This window comes from Allofournierella massiliensis (assembly GCF_004345265.1).
In the GTDB taxonomy this organism is placed as follows: domain Bacteria; phylum Bacillota; class Clostridia; order Oscillospirales; family Ruminococcaceae; genus Allofournierella; species Allofournierella massiliensis.
In genome coordinates this window covers 1-20,963 of the sequence record NZ_SLUM01000012.1, presented here as the reverse complement: position 1 = coordinate 20,963, position 20,963 = coordinate 1, and the positions used below count along the sequence as shown (strand labels likewise).

Sequence of the window (20,963 nt, the reverse complement as noted above, 5' to 3'; positions counted from 1 at the left end):
AGTTCTCTCCAAATCAAAGAAACGCGGCAGCAAGGCCTTTTTCGGAAGGCTTTGCTGCCGCGTTCTTTTACAGGGCTAACATTTGGTTTAAGAATGAAAAGTGAAGGCCCAGTTACCCCACCAGCTGAAGCAGCCAGTAGGTGATGGGAATGGTCACGATGGAACAGACTGTCGTAACGAAGATGCCGCCCATGGCGTAATCGCCTTCAGTGCCGGAGGCCTTTGCCATCATGACCAGAGAGGACATGGCAGGCATGGCTGCCAGCAGGGAAACCGTCAGGTGGATGCTCTCGTCAATGGGAAGCAGACTGGTCGCCAGATAGAAAAGAACCGAAAACGCGACCATCTTTACCAGCACGATCCCATAGAATTCCTTTACCCGCAGATAGCTCCGGATGTCCATGCAGGCAAATACGCCGCCCAGATAGATCATGGCCATGGGGGTGGCGGTGGCGCCGATCTTGCTCAGCGCGGTATTCAGAAGCTGCGGCAGGGGGATACCGGTTACCACCAGCAGCACTGAAGCGACAATGGCCACGGTGCAGGGGTTGATCATCTTTTTCAGCTGGAACGAGCTCTTTTCGCCGGACCCGGTCAGCTGAACACCCAGGGTCCAGAGAACCAGCTGATCCACGATGGTGAACACCGAGATGTATAGCATACCCTGCTCCGGGAAGATGCTGGAAACAATGGGGATGCCCATAAAACCCACATTGCCGAACATGCTCAGCGCCCGGTATACCTGAGCCCGGCTGCCCTGCAGATGAAACAGACGAGCCAAACCCTTGCCCAGGAAGAAGGTGCAGAAATAGAACACCACTGCCAGCCCCAGCACCGGCAGCGAGCGGATCAGAGCAGCCCGATCCACACCGCTTACCGTATTGATAAAGATCATGACCGGCAGACCCATCTTCAATACGAAGCGAGAAAGAGTTTCCAGCGTGGTGGCATTGAATACCTTTGTTTTGACCAGCAAAACGCCCACAATGATATAAATGACGAACAGACCAATCTGTTCAAGAATGATTGTAAGAATGTCCATGAATATGCTTCTCTGCCTTTGCGATTGAATTATTTCAAGCCCTTGTGCGGGCAGCAGTATTCCCACTGTTCCTCGCCGGTATTGCGAACACTCAGATCGCACACCACGTTCTGCGAGGGATCCGGATGCCCCTCCCACAGCTGGTAGAGTTGGGGCAGAAATTTGGGCCATCGGCTGGCCTCGTATTCCGCATGATCTGTGGTGCTGGGCGGCTGCAGTCTGGCGTGAGGATCTTTGGCAAGAATCTCTTTCACAAAATGAGGCGGTTCAGACACCGTGGTGCTTGCCACTGCGGCCGTGATATGGTTGCAGCCTCCCTCGCAATCCTGCCACATGTGCACGGTCATGTCCACAAATTCGTTTTTGTCATTGAACACGCCCTCCACGAGGACATGGCTCAGCGCATAGGTAAAGGGAAAATAATCCAGCCCCAGACGGTGGATCTCCACGCCTTCGCCGCCGAATACCGGGCTTCCTTTGCCCACCGATTCGGAAATCATGTGCACGGAGTTGCCGAACCCATACTCCCAGGGGGCTTTTACCCAGTTGAACCGTTTGTGGGAACCGGGGGCCCAGAGGTAATACCCCTTCTCCATGTTGGCCCAGAACCAGTCCAGCATCTTAGCGCTCACGCCGGGAAGAAAATGCTGCGTCTGGGACTGCAGCACCCACTCCTTCTCCTGCGCCATAGCGTTCAGCTCCAGCGGGGGATATTCCGGCTGGGGGCGGCTCAGCCTCTCATAGGGTAAAATGTCGATTTCGGTGTTTTCCCGGGCGGGCATATAGGTCTGCCCGGCGGTTGCCTGATAATCTGTCATAGTGCTTCCTTTCTTGTTACAGGTGATACCCGATATTGTCCAGCATACGATCGGTAAACCGGATCAGTTCCGCCTTTTCCTCCGCTGAAAGTCCGGCGCAGATGGTCTCGGTGATTGCTTCGTCTGCCTGTGCCAGTTCCAGATACAAATTCCGGGAACGCTCGGTGCAGCTGATCTTTTTATACCGGCGGTCGATGGTACTGGTGGTACAGGTCACAAAGCCTTTTTTCTCCAGCCGTTTGATCATCTCGGTCATGGTCGGATGGGTTACCTGCTCGGCTTGTTCAAGATCCCTCTGATTTACTTCCGATACACCGAACGCCTCCATGCGGCTCAGCTCGCCAAGGACCCGCAGCTGTACAGCCGTGAGCCCCAGCTGGTCCGCTTTTTTGTTGAGATGCTGCTTGAATGCCCGGTCAATGATGGCAAAGCGTCTGCCCAATGGGATGTATTCCGCCATATGCTCTCCTCCTAATAGGTAGTACACTACTTATTTTATCCCTGTTTTAGAAATTGTCAATGGGTGCGGCTGACGGGAAAATGAGGCAAAATACCGCATAGCATCAATGGCGTACGGGGTGCGGTTTCCGCAGAAAAAGGGCTATTGCTTCACGAAAGTGAAGCAATAGCCCTTGGCATATAAAATGGATGTGTATCGGAAGTTTCGCGATCAATATTTCGCTGCCTTTTATTGCGGCGCTTTGCCGGAGGAATGACGTACCATCAGGCGGGCATGCAGCAGCAGCGTGCTGATGGGTACATCTGCCAGCAGACTGGACAGCGCATAGAAGGCGCTTTTGCCCAGTTGGGTCCGGTCCTGGCGGATGGTGGTCATGGTGGGCTGGGTGTAAGCGCACAGAGGCAGGTCGTCGAAGCCGATGATGCTCAGATCTTCGGGAATCCGCAGGCCCATCTCCTGACAGTGGATCATCACCGTGTGGGCCAGCAGGTCGTGGCTGCATACAATGGCGGTCACCTTCTGCTCCAGCAGGGCAGGCAGGTGCTTTTGCAGGCACTCGGAAAAATAATAGTCGCTGCCCGCCAGGCTGTGGTCGTCCGGCAGGTTGTGCTTGCGCAGTGCATGGAAAAAGGCGCTGTAGCGCTGCTGGTTCACATAGGAACCCAGCCCACCGCTCAGATAACCGATCCGCCGGTGCCCCTGCTCCTTCAGATGAGCCACAGCCAGGTCCATGCCTTCGCTGTTGTCCACGCCCACATAGCAGGTGGAAGGGTTGGCCCGTATATAGTTATCCAGCAATACGGCAGGAGTATGGCTGGTTTGCAGCTGATGCAGCCAGGGATCCGCCAGCGAAAGACCAAGGAAAAAGGCTGCCACATAGTTATTCTGCAGCATGTATTCGTCGTAGGAAATGTTTTTCTGGATCTGCTCGTCCAGCGGTACCACGCATACCACAAAGCCTGCGGGTTCCGCCACCTTGCGAAAGCCGGTCACGATGTCATAGCCGAAGTCCGAAGGTTCCTCGCAGGTCATGTTTTCGATGAAAAGGCACAGCTGCTTTGCACCCCGTTTGCGCATGGAGCGGGAATAGCCCAGCTCCACTGCGGTTTCCAGAACGGCTTTTCGCAATGTTTCGCTCACGTCCGGTGCGCCGTTCAACGCCTTGGAAACCGTCCCTTTGGAAATGTTCAGTTTGTTGGCAATATCTTCGATTCTGGCCATGAAGCTCCTCGTTTTTTCAAAAAGAAGAAAAGATTCGTTTGTGTTGTATCCATTATAACGGTTTTTGGGCGGAAAATCAATGTGAAGGGCGATTTGTACAAGGAACAAGCCGACGAAAAAAGAAGTTTCGTAAAGTTTTGAAGCGCCGCTGTAGAAAGTGACGAAAGTAACGGGGGATCCTTGTGCATTAGGCAGAAAATGGCGGAATAACCCCAGAAACCTTGACGGCGAAGGGGGAAGGGGAGTATAGTGATTACGGCGAAACTTTACGAAACAAATTGAAGGAGGAACAAACAAATGCAGGGAAAATTAGCGCGGGCGGCAGCGGCGCTGTGTGCGGGGGCATTGCTTCTGACCGGCTGCGGCGGCACCGAAAACGCGCAGCAGACGAAAGAAAAGGTTCGGCTGATGGTGTGGTCCCCCTCAGAGGATCAGTCTCAGTCCAGCGGGCAGTGGCTGCAAACCTGCTGTGAGCGGTTTGCCGAGCTGCATCCGGAATGGGATATCACCTTTGTATACGGTGTGGCGGACGAAGCTTCGGCAGCCACCGCGGTGGCGCAGGATCCGGAAGCGAGCGCAGACGTGTTCCTGTACGCCAATGATACCCTGACCACTATGACCGATGCGAAGGCGCTGGCAAAGTTCGGCGGCAAGTACGCTGATGAGCTGAAGGCGACCAACAGCGAAACTCTGCTGGATTCCCTTACACTGGACGGCTACGTCTACGGGGTACCCTTCACTACCAACACCTGGTACATGTATTACGACAAACGGGTGTTCAGTGAGGAGGATGTGAAAAGCCTGGACACCATGCTGGAAAAGGGGGTTGTATCCTTCCCCTTCGTGAACTCCTGGTATCTGCCTGCCTTCTACTTCGGCAACGGCTGCACCCTCTTCGGTGACGGTACTCAGGAAGAGCTGGGCGCGGACTTCGGCGGAGAAAACGCCGTGGAAGTAACCGAATATCTGGTGGATCTGGCGGCAAATCCCAACTTCAAGATTGATCAGGACGGCAGCGGTCTTGCCGGCCTGCGGGACGGCAGCATCCACGCTATTTTCTCCGGTTCCTGGGATGCTGCCGCCGTGCGGGAGATTCTGGGCGAGAACATGGGTGTGGCGGCCCTGCCCACCTATACGCTGAATGGAGAGGAAAAGCAGGTGTATTCCTACGCCGGTTCCAAGGCCATCGGCGTGAACACCTCCACCGATTACATGGTGCAGGCGGTGGAGCTGGCCATGTATCTGGGCTCCGCCGAAGCGCAGCAGCTCCATTACGAGCTGCGCGGTGTGATTCCCTGCAACACCGAGCTGAATGAGGATCCGGCCATTGCGGCGGATGAAGTGGTCCGGGCCCAGAACGACACCTTCGACCGTACCTCCAAGCTGCAGCCCTTCGTGGCCCAGATGAACAACTGCTGGACGCCGGTGGAAAATATGGGCAAGGCGATCCGAAACGGTACGGTGACCAAGGAAAACGCCGCTGAACAGACCAAAGCGATGAATGATGCCATGAACAGCGACGGAATCTGAGAAAGGTGTGAGGTGTGACGATGAAACGGTTCAATTCCAAGCAGGTAGAAGGGTGCTCTCCCTACACCTGCGTCCAGGCCCTTCAGCAGGGCAGCACGGTGACCCGCCTGTCCGCGCTGGTGCTGGGCCTTGGCAACATGCTGAACGGGCAGCTCATCAAAGGCCTGCTGTTCCTGGCCGGGGAGCTGGCGTACTTATTCTTTATGATCCGCTATGGCTTCCACAATCTTGTGATGCTGGTGACTCTGGGCTCGGTGGAGCAGCAGGAGATCTGGGACGAAGCCAATCAGGTGTTTTTGTATACCAAAGGGGATCAGTCGGTGCTGCTGTTGTTGTATGGCGTGGCCACCATTCTGCTCACGGTAATTGCCTTCTGGGGCTGGCGCGGCGCGCTGCGCAGTGCCTACAAGGCGGAATGCCTGAAAAAGCAGGGCCGGCATGTGAACAGCTTCCGGGAGGATCTGGCCAGTCTGCTGGACGAAAACCTTTACCGGCTGCTGATGACCCCGCCCATGTTCTTCATCACGGCGCTCACCATCCTGCCGCTGGTCTTTATGATCTGCATGGCCTTTACCAACTACAGCCGCATCGACAACCATCTGGTGCTTTTTGATTGGGTGGGTCTGGAAAACTTTGCGGCCCTGTTCGACTCCAGCAGCGTGCTGGGCAGCACCTTCTGGTCGGTGCTGGTCTGGACGCTGGTCTGGGCAGTGTTTGCCACCTTCACCAACTATATTTTCGGCATGCTGCTGGCGCTGCTCATCAACCGGAAGGATACCCGGGCCAAGGGCTTCTGGCGGTTCTGCTTCGTGCTTTCCAGCGCGGTGCCCATGTTCGTATCGCTGCTGATCATGCGCACCATGCTCCAGCCCAACGGTGCAGTGAACGTGCTGCTGCGGAATCTGGGCATGATCGCCCCGGACGCCAGCCTGCCTTTCTTCACCGACCCTACCTGGGCCAGAGTGACTGTGATCGTGATCAACATCTGGGTGGGCGTGCCCTATACCCTGATGCAGCTCACCGGAATTCTGCAGAACATTCCCGGCGATTTGTACGAGGCCGCCAAGGTGGACGGCGCGGGCCCGGTGCATACCTTCTTCAGCATCACGCTGCCCTACATGCTGTATGTGACCACTCCCTACCTGATCGCAACCTTTACCGGCAACGTGAACAACTTCAACGTGATTTACCTCTTGTCCGGCGGCGACCCCATCACCAATCTGTCCTCCACGGCGGGCAGCACCGACCTGCTGGTGACCTGGCTGTACAAGCTGACCATCGACAAGCAGTATTACAACGTGGGTGCGGTCGTGGGCATTCTGACCTTTATCATCCTGTCGGTGGGCGCACTGCTTACCTACCGGCGCAGCAAGTCCTACAAAGAGGAAGGTGGATTTTAAGCGATGAAACGGTATAAAAGCGCAAAGGCCGCCCGGCGGCGCACCAATATCCTGGTCCATACATTGCTGGCCGCGCTGGCCGCCATCTGGGTATTCCCGGTGCTGTGGGTCATCATGACCAGCTTCCGGGGCGAGAAGGGGTCCTATGTGTCCACCTTCTTCCCCCAGACCCTGACGCTGGACAACTACACCCGTCTGTTCACCGACACGGCAGTGCTGAACTTCCCCCAGATGTTCATGAATACCCTGATCATTGCGGTATGCTCCTGCCTGCTGTCCAGCTTCTATGTGCTGTCGGTCTCCTATTGCCTGTCCCGTATGCGGTTCAAGATGCGCAAGCCCTACATGAATATGTCCATGGTGTTGGGGCTGTTCCCGGGCTTCATGTCCATGGTGGCGGTGTACTTTATTTTGAAGGCGGTGGGCCTGACCGAAGGCTCCCTGATCCGCCTGGCGCTGATTCTGTGCTACTCCGGCGGCGCGGCGCTGGCCTTCCAGATTGCCAAGGGCTTTTTCGACACCACCCCTTACGCGGTGGATGAGGCAGCTCTCATCGACGGCTGCACCCGCTGGCAGATCTTCACAAAGATCACCCTGCCCCTGAGCAAGCCGGTGATCGTGTACACGCTGCTCACCTCCTTCATCAGCCCCTGGGTGGATTTCATCTTTGCCAAGGTGATCTGCCGGGCCAACTCCGACCAGTACACCGTGGCCATCGGCCTGTGGAAGATGCTGGAGAAGGAATACATCGACAGCTGGTACACCAGCTTTGCAGCGGGCGCAGTGCTCATTTCGATTCCCATTGCGCTGCTGTTCCTGAAGCTACAGAAATATTATGTGGACGGTATGGCCGGTGCAGTCAAGGGCTGACGGCAGTTCGTGACCGGAAAGGAATGCAGAGGAATGGATTTTAACAGCAAAGCGTTTGCGCGCAGGTTCCACTACGAGGGCAATGATCTGGGCGCCCGGCTTACCGAAGCGGGCACCGAGTTCCGCCTTTGGGCTCCCACCGCCGAAACGGTGCAGCTGCGGCTGTTCCGGTCCGGCCATGAGAGAGAAGCCTTTGAGACGCTGGCCCTGGACCGGGGCGAAAAGGGCATGTGGTTTGCCTGCATCGACCGGCAGCTGCACGGCGTATATTACGATTATCTGGTTACGATGGAGGGAAACACCCGCCGTACCGCCGATCCCTATGCGCGGGCCTGCGGTCTGAACGGCCGGCGCAGCATGGTGGTGGATCTTGCTGCCACCGACCCGGAGGGCTGGCAGGAGGACAAAGCCCCTGCCCGCCAGCTGGAGGACATTGTCTATGAAGTGCATGTGCGGGAATTTTCCTGGGCGCAAAGCGGCGGTTTCCCGGAGCACTGGCGGGGCAAATACAAAGCCTTCTGCTGCGCGGACACCACCCTGTTCGACCGGGGCATCCAGCCCACCGGCCTTGCATATCTGCGGCAGCTGGGTGTGACCCATGTACAGCTGATGCCGGTGTACGATTACGGCTCGGTGGATGAAGCCCACCCGGACGACAGCTTCAACTGGGGCTATGATCCGGTAAACTACAACGTGCCGGAGGGTTCCTATTCCACCGACCCGACCCGGGGCGAGGTGCGCATCCGGGAATTGAAAGAGCTGGTGCAGTCGCTGCACCGGCAGGGCTTCCGGGTGATCATGGATGTGGTGTACAACCACACCTACCACCAGGACTCCTGGCTGGAACGCACGGTGCCCGGTTACTACTACCGCACCTGGACGGACGGCAGTTGGAGCAACGGCTCCGGATGCGGCAACGATGTGGCCAGCGAACGCTCCATGTGCGCAAAATACATTCTGGACTCGGTGCTCTACTGGGCCGAAGAATACCATATGGACGGCTTCCGCTTTGACCTGATGGGCCTTCTGGATACCGACCTGATGGAACGTATCCGCGCCGCGCTGGACGAGCGCTTCGGCCGGGGCGAAAAGCTGGTGTTCGGCGAGCCCTGGGCCGCCGGTCCCACCGCCCGGAAACGGGGCGTTCGGCTGGCAGACAAAAAGGCCCTTGCCGGGCTGGACCCGGAGATTGGCGCCTTCTGCGACGGCGTGCGCGACGCGGTGAAGGGCCCGGTGATGTATCGGGAGAAACCGGGCTTTGTGAATGGCGGTAGTGGTTTTGAGAAGAGAATCCTGCACAGCATCACCGCCTGGTGTGGGCAGGCGCGGAACTTCCGTGCGGCAGCGCCCTCCCAGGTCATCACCTATCTTTCCTCCCACGACGACATGACCCTGTGGGATAAGCTGGTGGTCACCATGGACCCGCAGCAGAACTTCGACGCTCCGGCCCCGCAGGTGATGCGGGCCAGCCAGTTGGCGGCGGCCATCTACATGACCTGTCAGGGGCGGCTGTTCCTGCTTTCCGGCGAGGAATTCGGCCGCACCAAGCAGGGGGAGGATAATACCCACAAAGCGCCCATCGAACTCAACCGGCTGGACTGGGAGCGGGCCTGGCAAAACCGGGAGCTGGTGGAATACTATCAGGGACTGATCGCCCTGCGCAAGCAGCTGCCCGCCTTGTGCGACAAGACCGAACAGGCCGGTAAGCGGCTGCTGCATTCCCAGGTGCCAGCAGCCCGCTGTGTGACGGCTCTGCTGGGAAACGGCGGACGCTGGAGCAAGCTTCTGCTGGCCTACAATGCTTCTTCCCGTCCGGTGGAGCTGGAACTGGAAGAGGGCGAGTGGGAGCTGCTGGCGGACGAGCGCAGCAGCTTCTGGTGGCAGGAGCACCCCGCCGTAACCGGCGCACAGGTGCAGCCCATGGCCGCGATGATCCTGGGCAAACGATAACAACAATTATTAGAGGGGAAACCAATGCGGTTTATATATGGAAAACAGGATTTTCGCAGTCAGGAACGCGGGCAGGAAAGCTGCTGGCTGGTGACCAACGGTCTGGGCGGATTTTCCTCCCAGACCATCACCGGCGCAGCCGCCCGCAATGACCATGCGGTGTTCATGGCCTGCACTCAGGCCCCCAATCATCGCTGGAATCTGATCCACCGGCTGGAGGAGGTTCTGGAAACCGAGGGCGGGGCGGAGCATCTGTCCAGCCAGCAGTTCCGGGGCCTGCCGGCGGAGAATGGCTGGAAGCATCTGTGCAGCATGGAGGTGGACGGCCTGCCCCACTGGTGGTATCAGCTGAACGGCGTGCAGATGGAAAAGGAGCTGGCGCTGGACTGGGAACGCAACACCCTTGCAGTGCACTACCGCATCGGCAACGAATCCGGCGCGGACTGCACGCTCACCGTCACCCCCTGGATGCAGTTTGTGCCCAAGGGCAAGGACCTGAGCGCCCGCCAGCGGTTTGTCTTCCAGGAGGGCACGGTGGAATCCGCCGGGCTGCGGCTGCACATCAAAACCAATGGACAGCTACAGGAAACACCCCTGCGCCGCCAGACACTCTGGTACGCCTACGACGCCTGCGACGGTCGCCGGGCCACCGGGCACACCGCATCAAATGTACAGATTTCCATTGCCGTCCCGGCGGGAGTGGAGAAAACGTTGGACATGGTGTTCTCGTTGGAGGATGCACGTTCCGCTGCCGGTACGGTGCTGCAAAATGCGAAAAAGCGGTTGCGGGCGCTGGAACAGCAGAGTGGATTCCGTCATCCGGCAGCCCGCCAGCTGGCGGTGAGCGCCGATGCCTTCATCACCCAGCGGGCCTCCACCGGGGCCAAAACGATTCTGGCGGGCTACCCCTTCTTTGAGGACTGGGGACGGGACACCATGATTGCCCTGCCCGGCTGTACGCTGGCCACCGGCCGGTATGAGGACGCAAAAAGCATCCTTACCACCTTTCTGGAGCATGAACGGGGCGGCCTGATGCCGAACCTCTTCCCGGAAGGGGGCAACGAGCCCATGTATAACACGGTGGACGCGGCGCTGCTGTTCATCAACTGCATTTGGCTCTACCGCTCTTACACCGGCGACGAGGCCTTTGTGCAACAGGCATGGCCGGTGATGAAGCGAATCGTGGAAGGCTACCAAAAGGGTACGGAATTCGGCATCCACATGGAGCCGGACGGCCTGATCGCCGCCGGGCAGGGGCTAGATCAGGTGACCTGGATGGATGTGCGCATCGGCGACATTCTGCCCACCCCCCGCCACGGCAAACCGGTGGAGATCAACGCCTACTGGTACAACGCGCTGCGGATTATGGAACGGCTGGCCCCCGAAATGGGTGAAGCCGGGCAGAGCTACGGCGAGCTGGCGGAAAAAGTACGGGAAAGCTTTGTGTGCCAGTTCTGGATGGAAGAGAAGGGGTATCTGAAGGATCTTGTGTCCGGCACAAAGGCCGACGAGCAGATCCGCTGCAACCAGATCTGGGCAGTATCCATGCCCTTTGCCATGCTGGAGCCCCGGCAGGAAAAGCTGGTGGTGCAAACGGTCCTTCAGCATCTGTACACGCCGGTGGGGCTGCGCACCCTTTCGCCGGAGGATGCGGAATTCCATCCCACCTACGGCGGGCTGCAGCAGCAGCGGGATCTGGCCTACCATCAGGGAACGGTGTGGCCCTTCCCACTGGGAGCCTGGTATCTGGCTTATTTAAAAGTGAACGGATATTCGGCACAGGCAAAACGGCAGGTAAAGCAGCAGTTGGCTGCACTGGAACCGGCGCTCAGAGAGGGGTGCGCCGGCCAGCTGCCAGAAATTTACGACGGGGAAAACCCCACTGCCTCCCGGGGCTGCTTTGCCCAGGCGTGGAGCGTGGGTGAGCTGTTGCGGGTGTACGAAGCCCTGGAACGCCCCCGGATGGAACACTGAGAGAAACGAGAGGGAAACGTATATGGAACAGAGACTGCAGAGCATTCTGAACAAGCACTACGGCAAAAATCTGGACACCGCCACCGATCAGGAAGTCTATACCGCCCTGATGCTCTACACCAAGGAGCAGCTGGCCGCCATGCCCCGCACCGAGGGCAAGCGCAAGCTGTACTATGTGTCGGCGGAATTTCTGATCGGCAAGCTGCTCAGCAACAACCTGATCAATCTGGGCCTGTTCGACGAGGCAAAAGAGCTGCTGGCCAAGCACGGCCATGAGCTCACCGCCGTTGAGGAAGCGGAGAACGAGCCCTCGCTGGGCAACGGTGGTCTGGGCCGTCTGGCTGCCTGCTTTCTGGATTCCATCGCCACGCTGAACCTGTGCGGCGACGGTGCGGGCCTGAACTACCACGACGGCCTGTTCTATCAGAAGCTGGAGAACAACAAGCAGAAGGAAGAAAAGAACCCCTGGATCACCCCGGAAAGCTGGCTCACCGATACCGGCGAGCGTTTTACCGTGCCCTTCGGCGGCTTTTCGCTGCGCTCGGTGATGTACGACGTGGGCGTGCCCGGCTACAACGGGCGGCGCAACAGCCTGCACCTGTTCGATGTGGAGACGGTGGACGAATCCATCATTGGGGATGGCATTTCCTTTGATAAGAGCGATATTGCCCGCAACCTGACCCTGTTCCTTTACCCGGACGACAGCGACGAGGCGGGCCGTCTGCTGCGGGTATACCAGCAGTACTTCCTGGTGAGCAGTACCGCTCAGCTGATCCTGAAAGAGACCCGGGAGCGGGGCGGCAGCATTGAAAATCTGCATGAGTATGTGGCGGTGCAGATCAACGATACCCACCCCACCATGATCATCCCCGAATTGATCCGTCTGCTCACCGCCGAGGGCATGAGCATGGACGACGCCATCCGGGAGGTAAGCCTGACCTGCGCCTACACCAACCACACCATTCTGGCCGAGGCGCTGGAAAAATGGCCCATGGACTTTATGCGTAAGGCAGTGCCTCAGCTGGTGCCCATCATCGAGGAGCTGGACAAACGGGCAAAGCAGGTGAGTGCCGATCCCCGGGTCGCCATTCTGGACGATCAGGACCGGGTACACATGGCCCACATCGACATCCACTACGGCTACAGCGTGAATGGCGTGGCTGCACTGCACACCGAGATTTTGAAGGAATCCGAGCTGCGGCCCTTCTACGAGCTGTACCCGGAAAAGTTCAACAACAAGACCAACGGCATCACCTTCCGCCGCTGGCTGCTCCACTGCAACCAGCCTTTGGCTGCCTTCATCGAGAGCCTGATCGGCCCTTGCTTCAAAAAGGATGCAGAGGAGCTGGAAAAGCTGCTGGCTTTCCAGAACGATGAAGAGGTGCTGCACCAGCTGCGCCGCATCAAGACCGAAAACAAGCAGGCGCTTGCCCGCTACCTCAAAGCCACCCAGGGCGTGGAGCTGAACGCCGATTCCATCTTCGATATTCAGGTCAAACGCCTGCACGAGTACAAGCGCCAGCAGATGAACGCTCTGTACGCCATCTACAAGTATCTGGAGATCAAGGCCGGCAAGCTTCCCGCCCGTCCCATCACCATGATCTTCGGCGCGAAGGCGGCCCCCGCCTACACCATCGCCAAGGACATCATCCACCTGATCCTCTGCCTTTCCCAGCTGATTGAAAACGACCCGCAGGTCAGCCCCTATCTGAAGGTGGTCATGGTGGAGAACTACAACGTGACCAAGGCGGAAAAGCTGATTCCTGCCTGCGATATCTCCGAGCAGATCAGTTTGGCCTCCAAGGAGGCCTCCGGCACCGGCAACATGAAGTTCATGCTTAACGGTGCGCTCACTCTGGGCACTCGGGACGGCGCGAACGTGGAGATCGCGGAGCTGGTGGGTGAGGAGAACATCTATTCCTTCGGCAAGAGCTCCGAGGAGGTCATTCGCCTGTACGACGAACAGGCCTATTCCTCCGCCGCCCTCTACGACGGCGACGAGGAAATCGCCCGTCTGGTAGACTTTATCATCGACAAAAAGCTGATCCGCATCGGCGATGTGGAAAGCCTGTGCCGCCTGTATAAGGAAATTGTAAGCAAGGACTGGTTCATGACCCTGCTGGACGTGAAGGAATACATCCGGAAGAAGGAAGCGATGCTGGCAGATTACGAGGACGAGCTGGCCTGGAGCCGCAAGACGCTGGTAAACATTGCCAAGGCGGGCTTCTTCTCCTCCGACCGCACCATCGCGGAGTACAATCAGGATATCTGGCATCTGTGAGGATGATTGAATGAAAGAAACAGGAATTCTGCTGGCGGTATCCTCTCTCCCATCCCGTACCGGGGTGGGGGAGCTGGGACGGCCGGCATATGAGTGGATTGACCTGCTGGCCGAGAATGGGGTGAGCATCTGGCAGATTCTGCCCCTGAACCCCACCGGCTACGGCAATTCCCCCTACCAGCCCTATTCCTCCTGTGCGGGGGATGAGCTCTATCTGAGCCTTGAGCTGCTGGCGCAGCAGGGTCTTTTGCCCGAAGTGCCGGAATTTGCCGGGGCCCGGCTCGGCCGGGTGGAGTATGAAACGGTGCGCGCCTGGAAGGAGCCGCTGCTGCGGGCTGCCTGCGCCGCCTTCCAGCCGAACGAGGAGTACAATGCCTTCGCCCGGCAGGATTGGGTGCAGAATTACAGCGTGTTCCGGGCCTTCAAAAAGGCAAACGAAAACCGCTGCTGGCTGGAATGGCCCCAGTGGCAGCGGGACTGGCCCCAAACCCGGCAGGGTGATCTGAGCGAATTTGCCGAAGAAATTGCCTATCACAGCTTTTTACAGTATCAGTTTTTGAACCAGTGGAAGGCCGTGCGGGAATATGCCCATCAGAAGGGTGTGCGCATTATGGGCGACGTGCCCTTCTATGTGGGTGTGGACTCGGTGGACGTCTGGGCCGGGCGGGAGAACTTCCTGCTGGACGAGGACGGCTGCCCCACCTTCATTGCCGGGGTGCCGCCGGACTATTTCAGCGCCACCGGCCAGCGGTGGGGCAACCCTATCTACAACTGGGAGAAAATGCAGCAGGATGGCTTTGCCTTCTGGGTGGAGCGCATCGGCTACAATCAGAAGCTGTTCGACATCATCCGCATCGACCACTTCCGGGCCTTTGATACCTACTGGAAAATTCCCTCCAGCTGCCCCACCGCCATTGAGGGCGAGTGGATCGAAGCGCCGGGCTATGCGGTGCTGGATACCCTGTATGAAAAGATTCCGGGTCTGGAGCTGGTGGCGGAGGATCTGGGCGATCTGCGCCCGGAGGTTCTGGAGCTGCGGGATCACTATCATCTGAAGGGAATGAAGGTGCTGGAATTCGTGCTGGATGCCTCCGGCCGCTATGTGCAGGATACCGGCTCGAACAAGGCTTGTCAGATTCACTACACCGGCACCCACGACAATGCCACTCTGAAGGAATGGTACGAAAGCCTGCCCGTTGCCCACCGTCGCAAGCTGCGCCGCTGGCTGAAGCGGCAGGGCTTCGGCACCGGCAGCGTGGTGGAGCGACTGAACCGCTGTGCGCTGGCAAGCCCGGCGGACTGGACCATCCTGCCTGCGCAGGATATAATGGAGCTGAACGCCAGCGCCCGCATGAATACCCCCGGCACCGTAGGCTCTCCCAACTGGGAGTGGCGTCTGGCTGATTTTGACCGGGTAGCCCGTGCGCTGCGTGCGCTGCGGCCCGCCATCTTACAGCGGAGGGAAACAAAATGAATTTCGCGGCGGTCTTTCACCGGGCTCAGGTCCCTTACAGCTATGCATTGAATCCGGACGAGCTGGCTCTGCGTTTGCAGACCGGCCCTGAGGTGGAGCGGGTCTTTCTGCACTGGGGCGATCCTTTTGAAGCGGGCATTCTGGGTGGTGCCGAGCGCTGGCAGGGCCAGCGACAGGAAATTGCCGGCCCGCTGCGGCTGGAGCACTGCCTGTGGTGGAGCGCAACCATTCGGCCGCCCTATAAGCGGTGCCGCTACTATTTTGAGCTGCACCAGGGCGGCGAGGTCTGGTTTTACGGGGAGGACGGCTTCTGCACACCGGAGCAAAACCGACGGGAGGACTGCCCGGCGGCGTTCCATCAGCCCTGGATAAACCCGGCGGATATCCCTGTCCCGCCCCAGTGGGTGCGGGATACGGTGTGGTATCAGATCTTCCCGGATCGCTTCTGCCGCAGCGGGGCCAGCAGCTGCCAGACCCCCTGGCGCACCGGCCCGGTGACCAACGAGGAGCGCTTCGGCGGCGATTTGCCCGGCATCTGCGAAAAGCTGGATTATCTGGCCGATCTGGGCGTGAACGGGCTGTATCTGAACCCCATCTTTGCGGCGGATTCGGTGCACAAATACGATACCCGGGATTACGAGACCGTGGACCCGGACTTCGGCACCAATGAGGACCTTGCCCGACTGGTGAAATCCGCTCATGAGCGGGGCATCCGGGTGATGCTGGACGCGGTGTTCAACCACTGCGGGGCCAGTTTCGGCCCCTGGCAGGACGTGCTGCAAAAGGGCCCGGCTTCCCGCTATTGGAACTGGTTCATGGTGAACCACTGGCCCGCTCCGGCCCCCGGCCGGGACACCCGGGACAGCCGCTATTACTCCTTCGCCTTTGCTTCCAATATGCCCAAGCTGAACACCAACGAGCCGGAAGTCATCGCGTATGTCTGCGGCCTGTGTGAGCACTGGGTGGGGGAATACGGGGTGGACGCCATCCGCTTCGATGTGGGCAACGAGGTGTCCCACCGGCTTTTGAAGGAGCTGCACCGGCGGCTGCGGGCCATCCGCCCGGATGTCTACCTGTTGGGGGAGATCTGGCACGATGCCTCCCCCTGGCTGGAGGGCGACGAGTACGACGCGGTGGTGAACTACCCGCTGCAGCAGGCAGTGAAGGGGTTCTTTGCCCATAAGGACAAAACTGCCCGTATGCTTGCCTGGGATCTGTACCGCTGCATGGGCATGTATCGCCGCCAGACCGGGCAGGTGATGTTTAATCTGCTGGATTCCCACGACACTGACCGTCTGTTCACCCGGGCGGGAAGTGAGGACGCTTTTTTTCAGCAGCTGACCATGTTGTTCACCCTGCCGGGCAGCCCCAGCATCTATTACGGCACAGAGATCGGCCTGCCCGGTGGGCACGACCCAGACTGCCGCCGCTGCATGCCCTGGAATCAGCTGAATGAGCCGGAAAACCGGCAGCGCATTCAGCAGCTGAAGGAGCTGATCCGGCTGCGGCGCACCCTGCCCGCGCTGCGGGAAAGTGGGCTTTCCTTTGTAGAAACCGAAGCGGAGGGCCGAATGGTGTGTTACCGGCGAGGCAAAGTGGAGGTGCTGCTGAATTGCGGTGAAACGCTCTGGCAGATTCCCGGAGCAGGAGAGATTCTGTTCTGCCGGGGCCTGCGGGAAAATCTTCTCGCTCCCGGCGGTGTCTGCATTCGCCGTATCGATGAATAAAACAGACAGGAGGAAAATCGATGGAAACGATCCGCGCGGTGGTGTTTGATCTGTATGGTACCCTGATCCGTATTCACACCGATGAGGAGGCTCTGGAGCGGGTCTGGAAACCGATGACCTTCTACTACGGCTACCACGGGGCAAAGTATAGCAGCCCCGACCAGTTGTGCAGGGCCTACCGGGCTGAGGTGCGCCGCCACCAACGTGCGGCGGATGCGCGCTTTGGCCCCGGCTGCGGCGAGGTGTCGCTGGAACAGGTGCTGGAAGCCTTGTTCCGCAAAAAAGGCGCACCCTGGGTGACCGGCGAGATGGTACGCGGCGCGGGCATGCTGCTGCGGGCCTGTTCCACCGATCAGGCCGAGCTGTACCCCGGCGCACAGCAGTTGCTGGATACCCTGCGCGGCGCAGGGAAAAAGGTGTTTCTTTTGTCCAACGCGCAGCGGCTCTTTACCTGGCCGGAGATGACCATGCTGGAGCTGTGCGGCTGATTTGACCGGATCTTCCTCTCCTCTGACTGGGGTGTAAAGAAGCCTTCGCCGGATTATTTCAATCTGGTGCTTCAGGAATGCGGATGTCCGCCCGATCAGGTGATGATGGTGGGCAACAGCGCCCATGATGATATCCAGCCCGCCCGGGCGCTGGGCATGCGCACCTGCTTTCTGAATACCGACGGCTTGAACGAAACACCGGAATGTGACCTTGTCTGCGAAGGCGCGGATTACGAAAAACTGTTGCAAATGATACTGCCCGGCGCTGCATCGGACGGCGCGCGGTAAGGAGGAATCACAATGCTGGATAAAACAAAAAAGGACTGGTGGAAATCCGCCGTTGCCTACCAGATCTATCCCAAGAGCTTCCAGGATACCACCGGAAGCGGTGTGGGCGATCTGCAGGGCATCATCAGGCGGCTGGACTACCTGCAAACGCTGGGCATCGACGTGATCTGGCTGTCGCCGGTATGCGCCTCCCCACAGGTGGACAACGGTTATGATATTTCGGATTATCGGGCCATTGATCCCATGTTCGGCGATCTTGCGGATATGCGCCAGCTGATTCAGGAGGGCAAAAAGCGGGGCATCGGCATCATGATGGATCTGGTGCTGAATCACAGCTCCGATCAGCACCACTGGTTTTTGCAGGCAAAGACCAGCCGGGAGAATCCCTACCATGACTATTACGTCTGGCGGGACGGCACCCCCGACCAGTTTCCGAACGACATGCAGGCGGTATTCGGCGGCCCGGCCTGGGAATGGGTGCCGGAGGTGGGGCAGTATTACTTCCATCAGTTCGCACCCCAGCAGCCGGACCTGAACTGGGAAAACCCGGCCCTGCGCCGCGAAATCTACGACATGATCCTGTGGTGGATGGAGCAGGGGGTGGAGGGCTTCCGGCTGGATGTGATTGACCAGATCGCCAAAGAACCGGACAATAAAATCACCAACAACGGCCCCCGGCTGCATGAGTTTTTGCGGGAGCTGAGCGCCGAAACCTTCCAGAAGGGCTGTCTTGTTACTGTGGGCGAAGCCTGGGGTGCGGATATCCCCCGGGCAAAGCTGTACAGTGCGCCGGATGGCAGCGAGCTTTCCATGGTATTCCAGTTTGAGCAGATGGTGCTGGATCAGCAGCCCGGCAAGGATAAATGGGATCTGGCGCCGCTGCCCTTTGTGAAGATGAAGCAGAGCTACGCCCGCTGGCAGCAGGGGCTGCACGGCTGTGGCTGGAACAGTCTGTTTCTGAATAACCACGACCTGCCCCGCATCGTTTCCCGCTGGGGTGACGACGGGGAATACCGGGTGCAGTCCGCAAAATTGCTGGCCACCATGCTGCATGGCATGCAGGGCACACCGTACATTTATCAGGGCGAAGAGCTGGGCATGACCAACATTCGCCTGCCGCTGGAGCAGTATCAGGATGTGGAGATCCACAACATGTACAAAAAGCGGCTGGCCGAGGGTTACCCGGAAGAAGAGATTCTGCGCTCCATCTACGCCAAAGGCCGGGATAACGCCCGCACCCCTATGCAGTGGAATGGTCAGGAGAATGCCGGCTTTACCACCGGCACGCCCTGGCTGCCGGTGAACCCCAACTACAAAACCATCAATGCAGAAGCCGCTCTGGCGGATCCGGATTCGGTATTCTGGTACTACAAAAAGCTGATTGCTCTGCGCAAGGAATATCCGGTGTTTGTGGAAGGCGATTTCACCCTTCTGGAGGAAGAGCATCCCAGCCTGTTCGTCTACCGGCGCAGCACCGAAAATGAGCAGATTCTGGTGGTGTGCAATTTCTCGGGAACGGATGTGTCCTGGAATCTGCCGGCCGATTGGAATACAGCCGAGATGCTGATCGGCAATTACCCCGACCGGATGCAGAGCGTTCTGCGCCCCTGGGAGGCAATGATCCTGTACCGCGTTTTGTAAAAAGAGCATCTCGGGATTGGAGAGGGTTCGGAAAAGTCGGCACTCGTTGTGCCGCCTTTTATTTTTGATTCGTTGAACCGACAACGCTGTTTGAGGCTTCTGTCGTTAAGTACATCCGAAATAGGGCCGAAGGGGGACGCGAAAAGCTTTTGCCGCTCCCTGTTATGGTGCTATAATAAGAAAAATAAAAAAGTGTACGGGCCGATAAAAAAGGGTGGAATGGCCCAAGCAGCGGGGAATAGAAAGGAGACTGTGGGAAATGACAGAACGGAAAAAGATGCAGGAAGGCCTGCTGTATGATGCAAATTACGATGAAGAATTACTGGAAGAACGCATACGCTGCAAGGATCTGTGCTTTGCATACAACCAGCTGCGGCCCTCGCTTGTCGATGAACAGGAAAAGATCATTCGCCAGTTGTTCGGCAAAACCGGCAAGCGGTTTTGCATTACCGCGCCCTTCTGGTGCGACTACGGGTGGAACATTGAGATTGGCGAGGATTTTTATACCAACCACAACTGCACCATTCTGGACGGGGCAAAGGTGACCTTCGGGGATCATGTGTTCATTGCACCAAACTGTGTTTTTTCCACCGCGGGGCATCCGCTGGACACAGAGCAGCGCAATCAGGGGCTGGAATATGCCTACCCCATCACGGTGGGGGACAATGTGTGGATCGGTGCGTCCGTGACGGTGCTGCCCGGCGTGACCATCGGCAGCAACACGGTAATCGGCGCGGGAAGCGTTGTCAACCGGGATATTCCGGATGGGGTGGTAGCCGTGGGCAATCCCTGCCGGGTGCTGCGGAAAATCACCGAAGAGGATAAGAAGAAATACTGGAAAGGGGAAAACAAATGAAGTTTGATGTAACCGCTTTGCAATGGACACGGCAGCCGGAGAACAGCGTGATTGCCCCGGACCGGATTGAAATCGTTACCAAACCGCATACCGATTTGTGGCAGAGAACCTACTACCATTTCCGGAACGACAACGCTCCGGTGCTGCAGATGTCCACTGCGGAGAAGTTCTTTTCCTTTGTGGTGAAGACGGAATTTTCCGAGAGCCACCATCGTTTTGACCAGTGTGGCGTGGTGCTGTATCTGGACAGTGAAAACTGGCTGAAGGGATCTATTGAATACGAAAACGAGAGCTTTCAGCACCTGGGCAGCGTTGTTACCAACCACGGCTATTCGGACTGGGCAACCACCGAGATTCCCGCCAGTGTAAAATCCATGTGGTATCGGCTGAGCCGCCGGGAAGATGATTTCTGTATCGAGTGTTCGGAGGACGGTGAGGTGTTCCACCAGATGCGCGTCTGCCATCTGCATGAAGCAAAGGGCGAAATCCGGTTTGGTGTATATGCCTGCAGCCCGGAGGATTCTTCCTTCCGTGCGGTTTTCACGAACATGGAGCTGACCGAATGCAAGTGGCTGGCTCACGATGGACAGGCTCCGGACGAAGAAACCTGAGAGTGAGCAAAACGGGAATCTACTTTTTAGGGTATGGCTGCTGCAGTGGCCGCAATTTATCTCGGATACACTCTCATCACACCCATACCGGCAGCTCGGCGAAGATCTTTAGCCCCTAGATTTCAGTGCTCGTTTTTTTGCTGCCTTTGTACAGCCTGCAATTTCATAAAAAAAGGCGCACTTTGTCTGAAAAGACAGAGTGCGCCTCAGCTTGTAGAAAAACCTGCTGTGACAATCTGATATGCTCCCTCTATGAGAGACAGTGAAATAAAACGCTGTCAATCATAGGGGGAGCATTGTTATGCAGTACAAACAGAAGTTGAGTGTAGAGC

15 protein-coding genes and 1 pseudogene are annotated in these 20,963 nt (G+C 58.1%); 12 read left to right on the top strand and 4 right to left on the bottom strand.

The genetic code is table 11. The features are described 5' to 3' along the window. Positions 1-112: 112 nt before the first annotated feature. From EDD77_RS08160 to EDD77_RS08145, 4 genes are all read right to left on the bottom strand, one after another. Positions 113-1,042 carry an AEC family transporter gene (locus tag EDD77_RS08160; protein WP_058964272.1) on the bottom strand — a complete coding sequence of 310 codons (930 nt, stop codon included), beginning with the start codon at positions 1,040-1,042 and terminating at the stop codon, positions 113-115. A 29-nt stretch (positions 1,043-1,071) separates the two neighbouring features. After that, the gene (locus EDD77_RS08155) at positions 1,072-1,860 is read right to left on the bottom strand and encodes a DAPG hydrolase family protein (RefSeq protein WP_058964271.1); all 789 of its coding nucleotides are present in this window, start codon (positions 1,858-1,860) and stop codon (positions 1,072-1,074) included. Positions 1,861-1,876: 16 nt separating this feature from the next. Beyond that, the gene (locus tag EDD77_RS08150) at positions 1,877-2,320 is read right to left on the bottom strand and encodes a MarR family winged helix-turn-helix transcriptional regulator (RefSeq protein ID WP_058964270.1); all 444 of its coding nucleotides are present in this window, start codon (positions 2,318-2,320) and stop codon (positions 1,877-1,879) included. A 228-nt stretch (positions 2,321-2,548) separates the two neighbouring features. Continuing rightward, complete coding sequence (locus tag EDD77_RS08145; RefSeq protein WP_058964269.1) at positions 2,549-3,541, bottom strand: LacI family DNA-binding transcriptional regulator; 993 nt, start codon at positions 3,539-3,541, stop codon at positions 2,549-2,551. A 297-nt stretch (positions 3,542-3,838) separates the two neighbouring features. Here EDD77_RS08145 and EDD77_RS08140 point away from each other — a divergent pair, with 297 nt between their 5' ends. The 12 genes and pseudogenes from EDD77_RS08140 to EDD77_RS08080 all read left to right on the top strand — a co-directional run bounded on the left by EDD77_RS08140 (position 3,839) and on the right by EDD77_RS08080 (position 20,631). Next, positions 3,839-5,071, top strand: coding sequence for an extracellular solute-binding protein (locus EDD77_RS08140; RefSeq protein ID WP_058964268.1), 1,233 nt, complete (start codon positions 3,839-3,841; stop codon positions 5,069-5,071). A 20-nt stretch (positions 5,072-5,091) separates the two neighbouring features. Continuing rightward, positions 5,092-6,471, top strand: a complete 1,380-nt coding sequence (locus EDD77_RS08135) for a carbohydrate ABC transporter permease (RefSeq protein WP_058964267.1) — start codon at positions 5,092-5,094, stop codon at positions 6,469-6,471. Positions 6,472-6,474: 3 nt separating this feature from the next. Then, a complete protein-coding gene (locus tag EDD77_RS08130) occupies positions 6,475-7,341 on the top strand; it encodes a sugar ABC transporter permease (RefSeq protein WP_058964266.1) in 867 nt (288 codons plus the stop codon). A 33-nt stretch (positions 7,342-7,374) separates the two neighbouring features. Next, on the top strand, positions 7,375-9,291 hold the full coding sequence (gene pulA / locus EDD77_RS08125) for a type I pullulanase (protein ID WP_058964265.1): 1,917 nt from the start codon (positions 7,375-7,377) through the stop codon (positions 9,289-9,291). 24 nt (positions 9,292-9,315) lie between these two features. Then, positions 9,316-11,265, top strand: a complete 1,950-nt coding sequence (locus tag EDD77_RS08120) for an amylo-alpha-1,6-glucosidase (RefSeq protein WP_058964264.1) — start codon at positions 9,316-9,318, stop codon at positions 11,263-11,265. Between the two features lie 22 nt (positions 11,266-11,287). Then, positions 11,288-13,546, top strand: a complete 2,259-nt coding sequence (locus tag EDD77_RS08115; RefSeq protein WP_058964263.1) for a glycogen/starch/alpha-glucan phosphorylase — start codon at positions 11,288-11,290, stop codon at positions 13,544-13,546. A 10-nt stretch (positions 13,547-13,556) separates the two neighbouring features. Next, positions 13,557-15,020, top strand: a complete 1,464-nt coding sequence (malQ, locus tag EDD77_RS08110; protein ID WP_058964262.1) for a 4-alpha-glucanotransferase — start codon at positions 13,557-13,559, stop codon at positions 15,018-15,020. Further along, a complete protein-coding gene (locus tag EDD77_RS08105; RefSeq protein ID WP_058964261.1) occupies positions 15,017-16,747 on the top strand; it encodes a glycoside hydrolase family 13 protein in 1,731 nt (576 codons plus the stop codon). Before malQ ends, EDD77_RS08105 begins: the two co-directional genes overlap by 4 nt. A gap of 20 nt (positions 16,748-16,767) precedes the next feature. After that, positions 16,768-17,523 (top strand): annotated as a pseudogene (locus EDD77_RS18745) (HAD family hydrolase). 12 nt (positions 17,524-17,535) lie between these two features. Next, positions 17,536-19,164: a glycoside hydrolase family 13 protein gene (locus tag EDD77_RS08090; RefSeq protein ID WP_058964258.1), complete on the top strand. Its 1,629-nt coding sequence runs from the start codon at positions 17,536-17,538 to the stop codon at positions 19,162-19,164. 259 nt (positions 19,165-19,423) lie between these two features. Then, positions 19,424-20,020 (top strand): sugar O-acetyltransferase, encoded by a 597-nt coding sequence (locus tag EDD77_RS08085; RefSeq protein WP_058964257.1) that lies wholly within the window; start codon positions 19,424-19,426, stop codon positions 20,018-20,020. Continuing rightward, positions 20,017-20,631 carry a DUF1349 domain-containing protein gene (locus tag EDD77_RS08080; protein WP_058964256.1) on the top strand — a complete coding sequence of 205 codons (615 nt, stop codon included), beginning with the start codon at positions 20,017-20,019 and terminating at the stop codon, positions 20,629-20,631. Before EDD77_RS08085 ends, EDD77_RS08080 begins: the two co-directional genes overlap by 4 nt. The last annotated feature ends 332 nt before the right edge of the window (positions 20,632-20,963 follow it).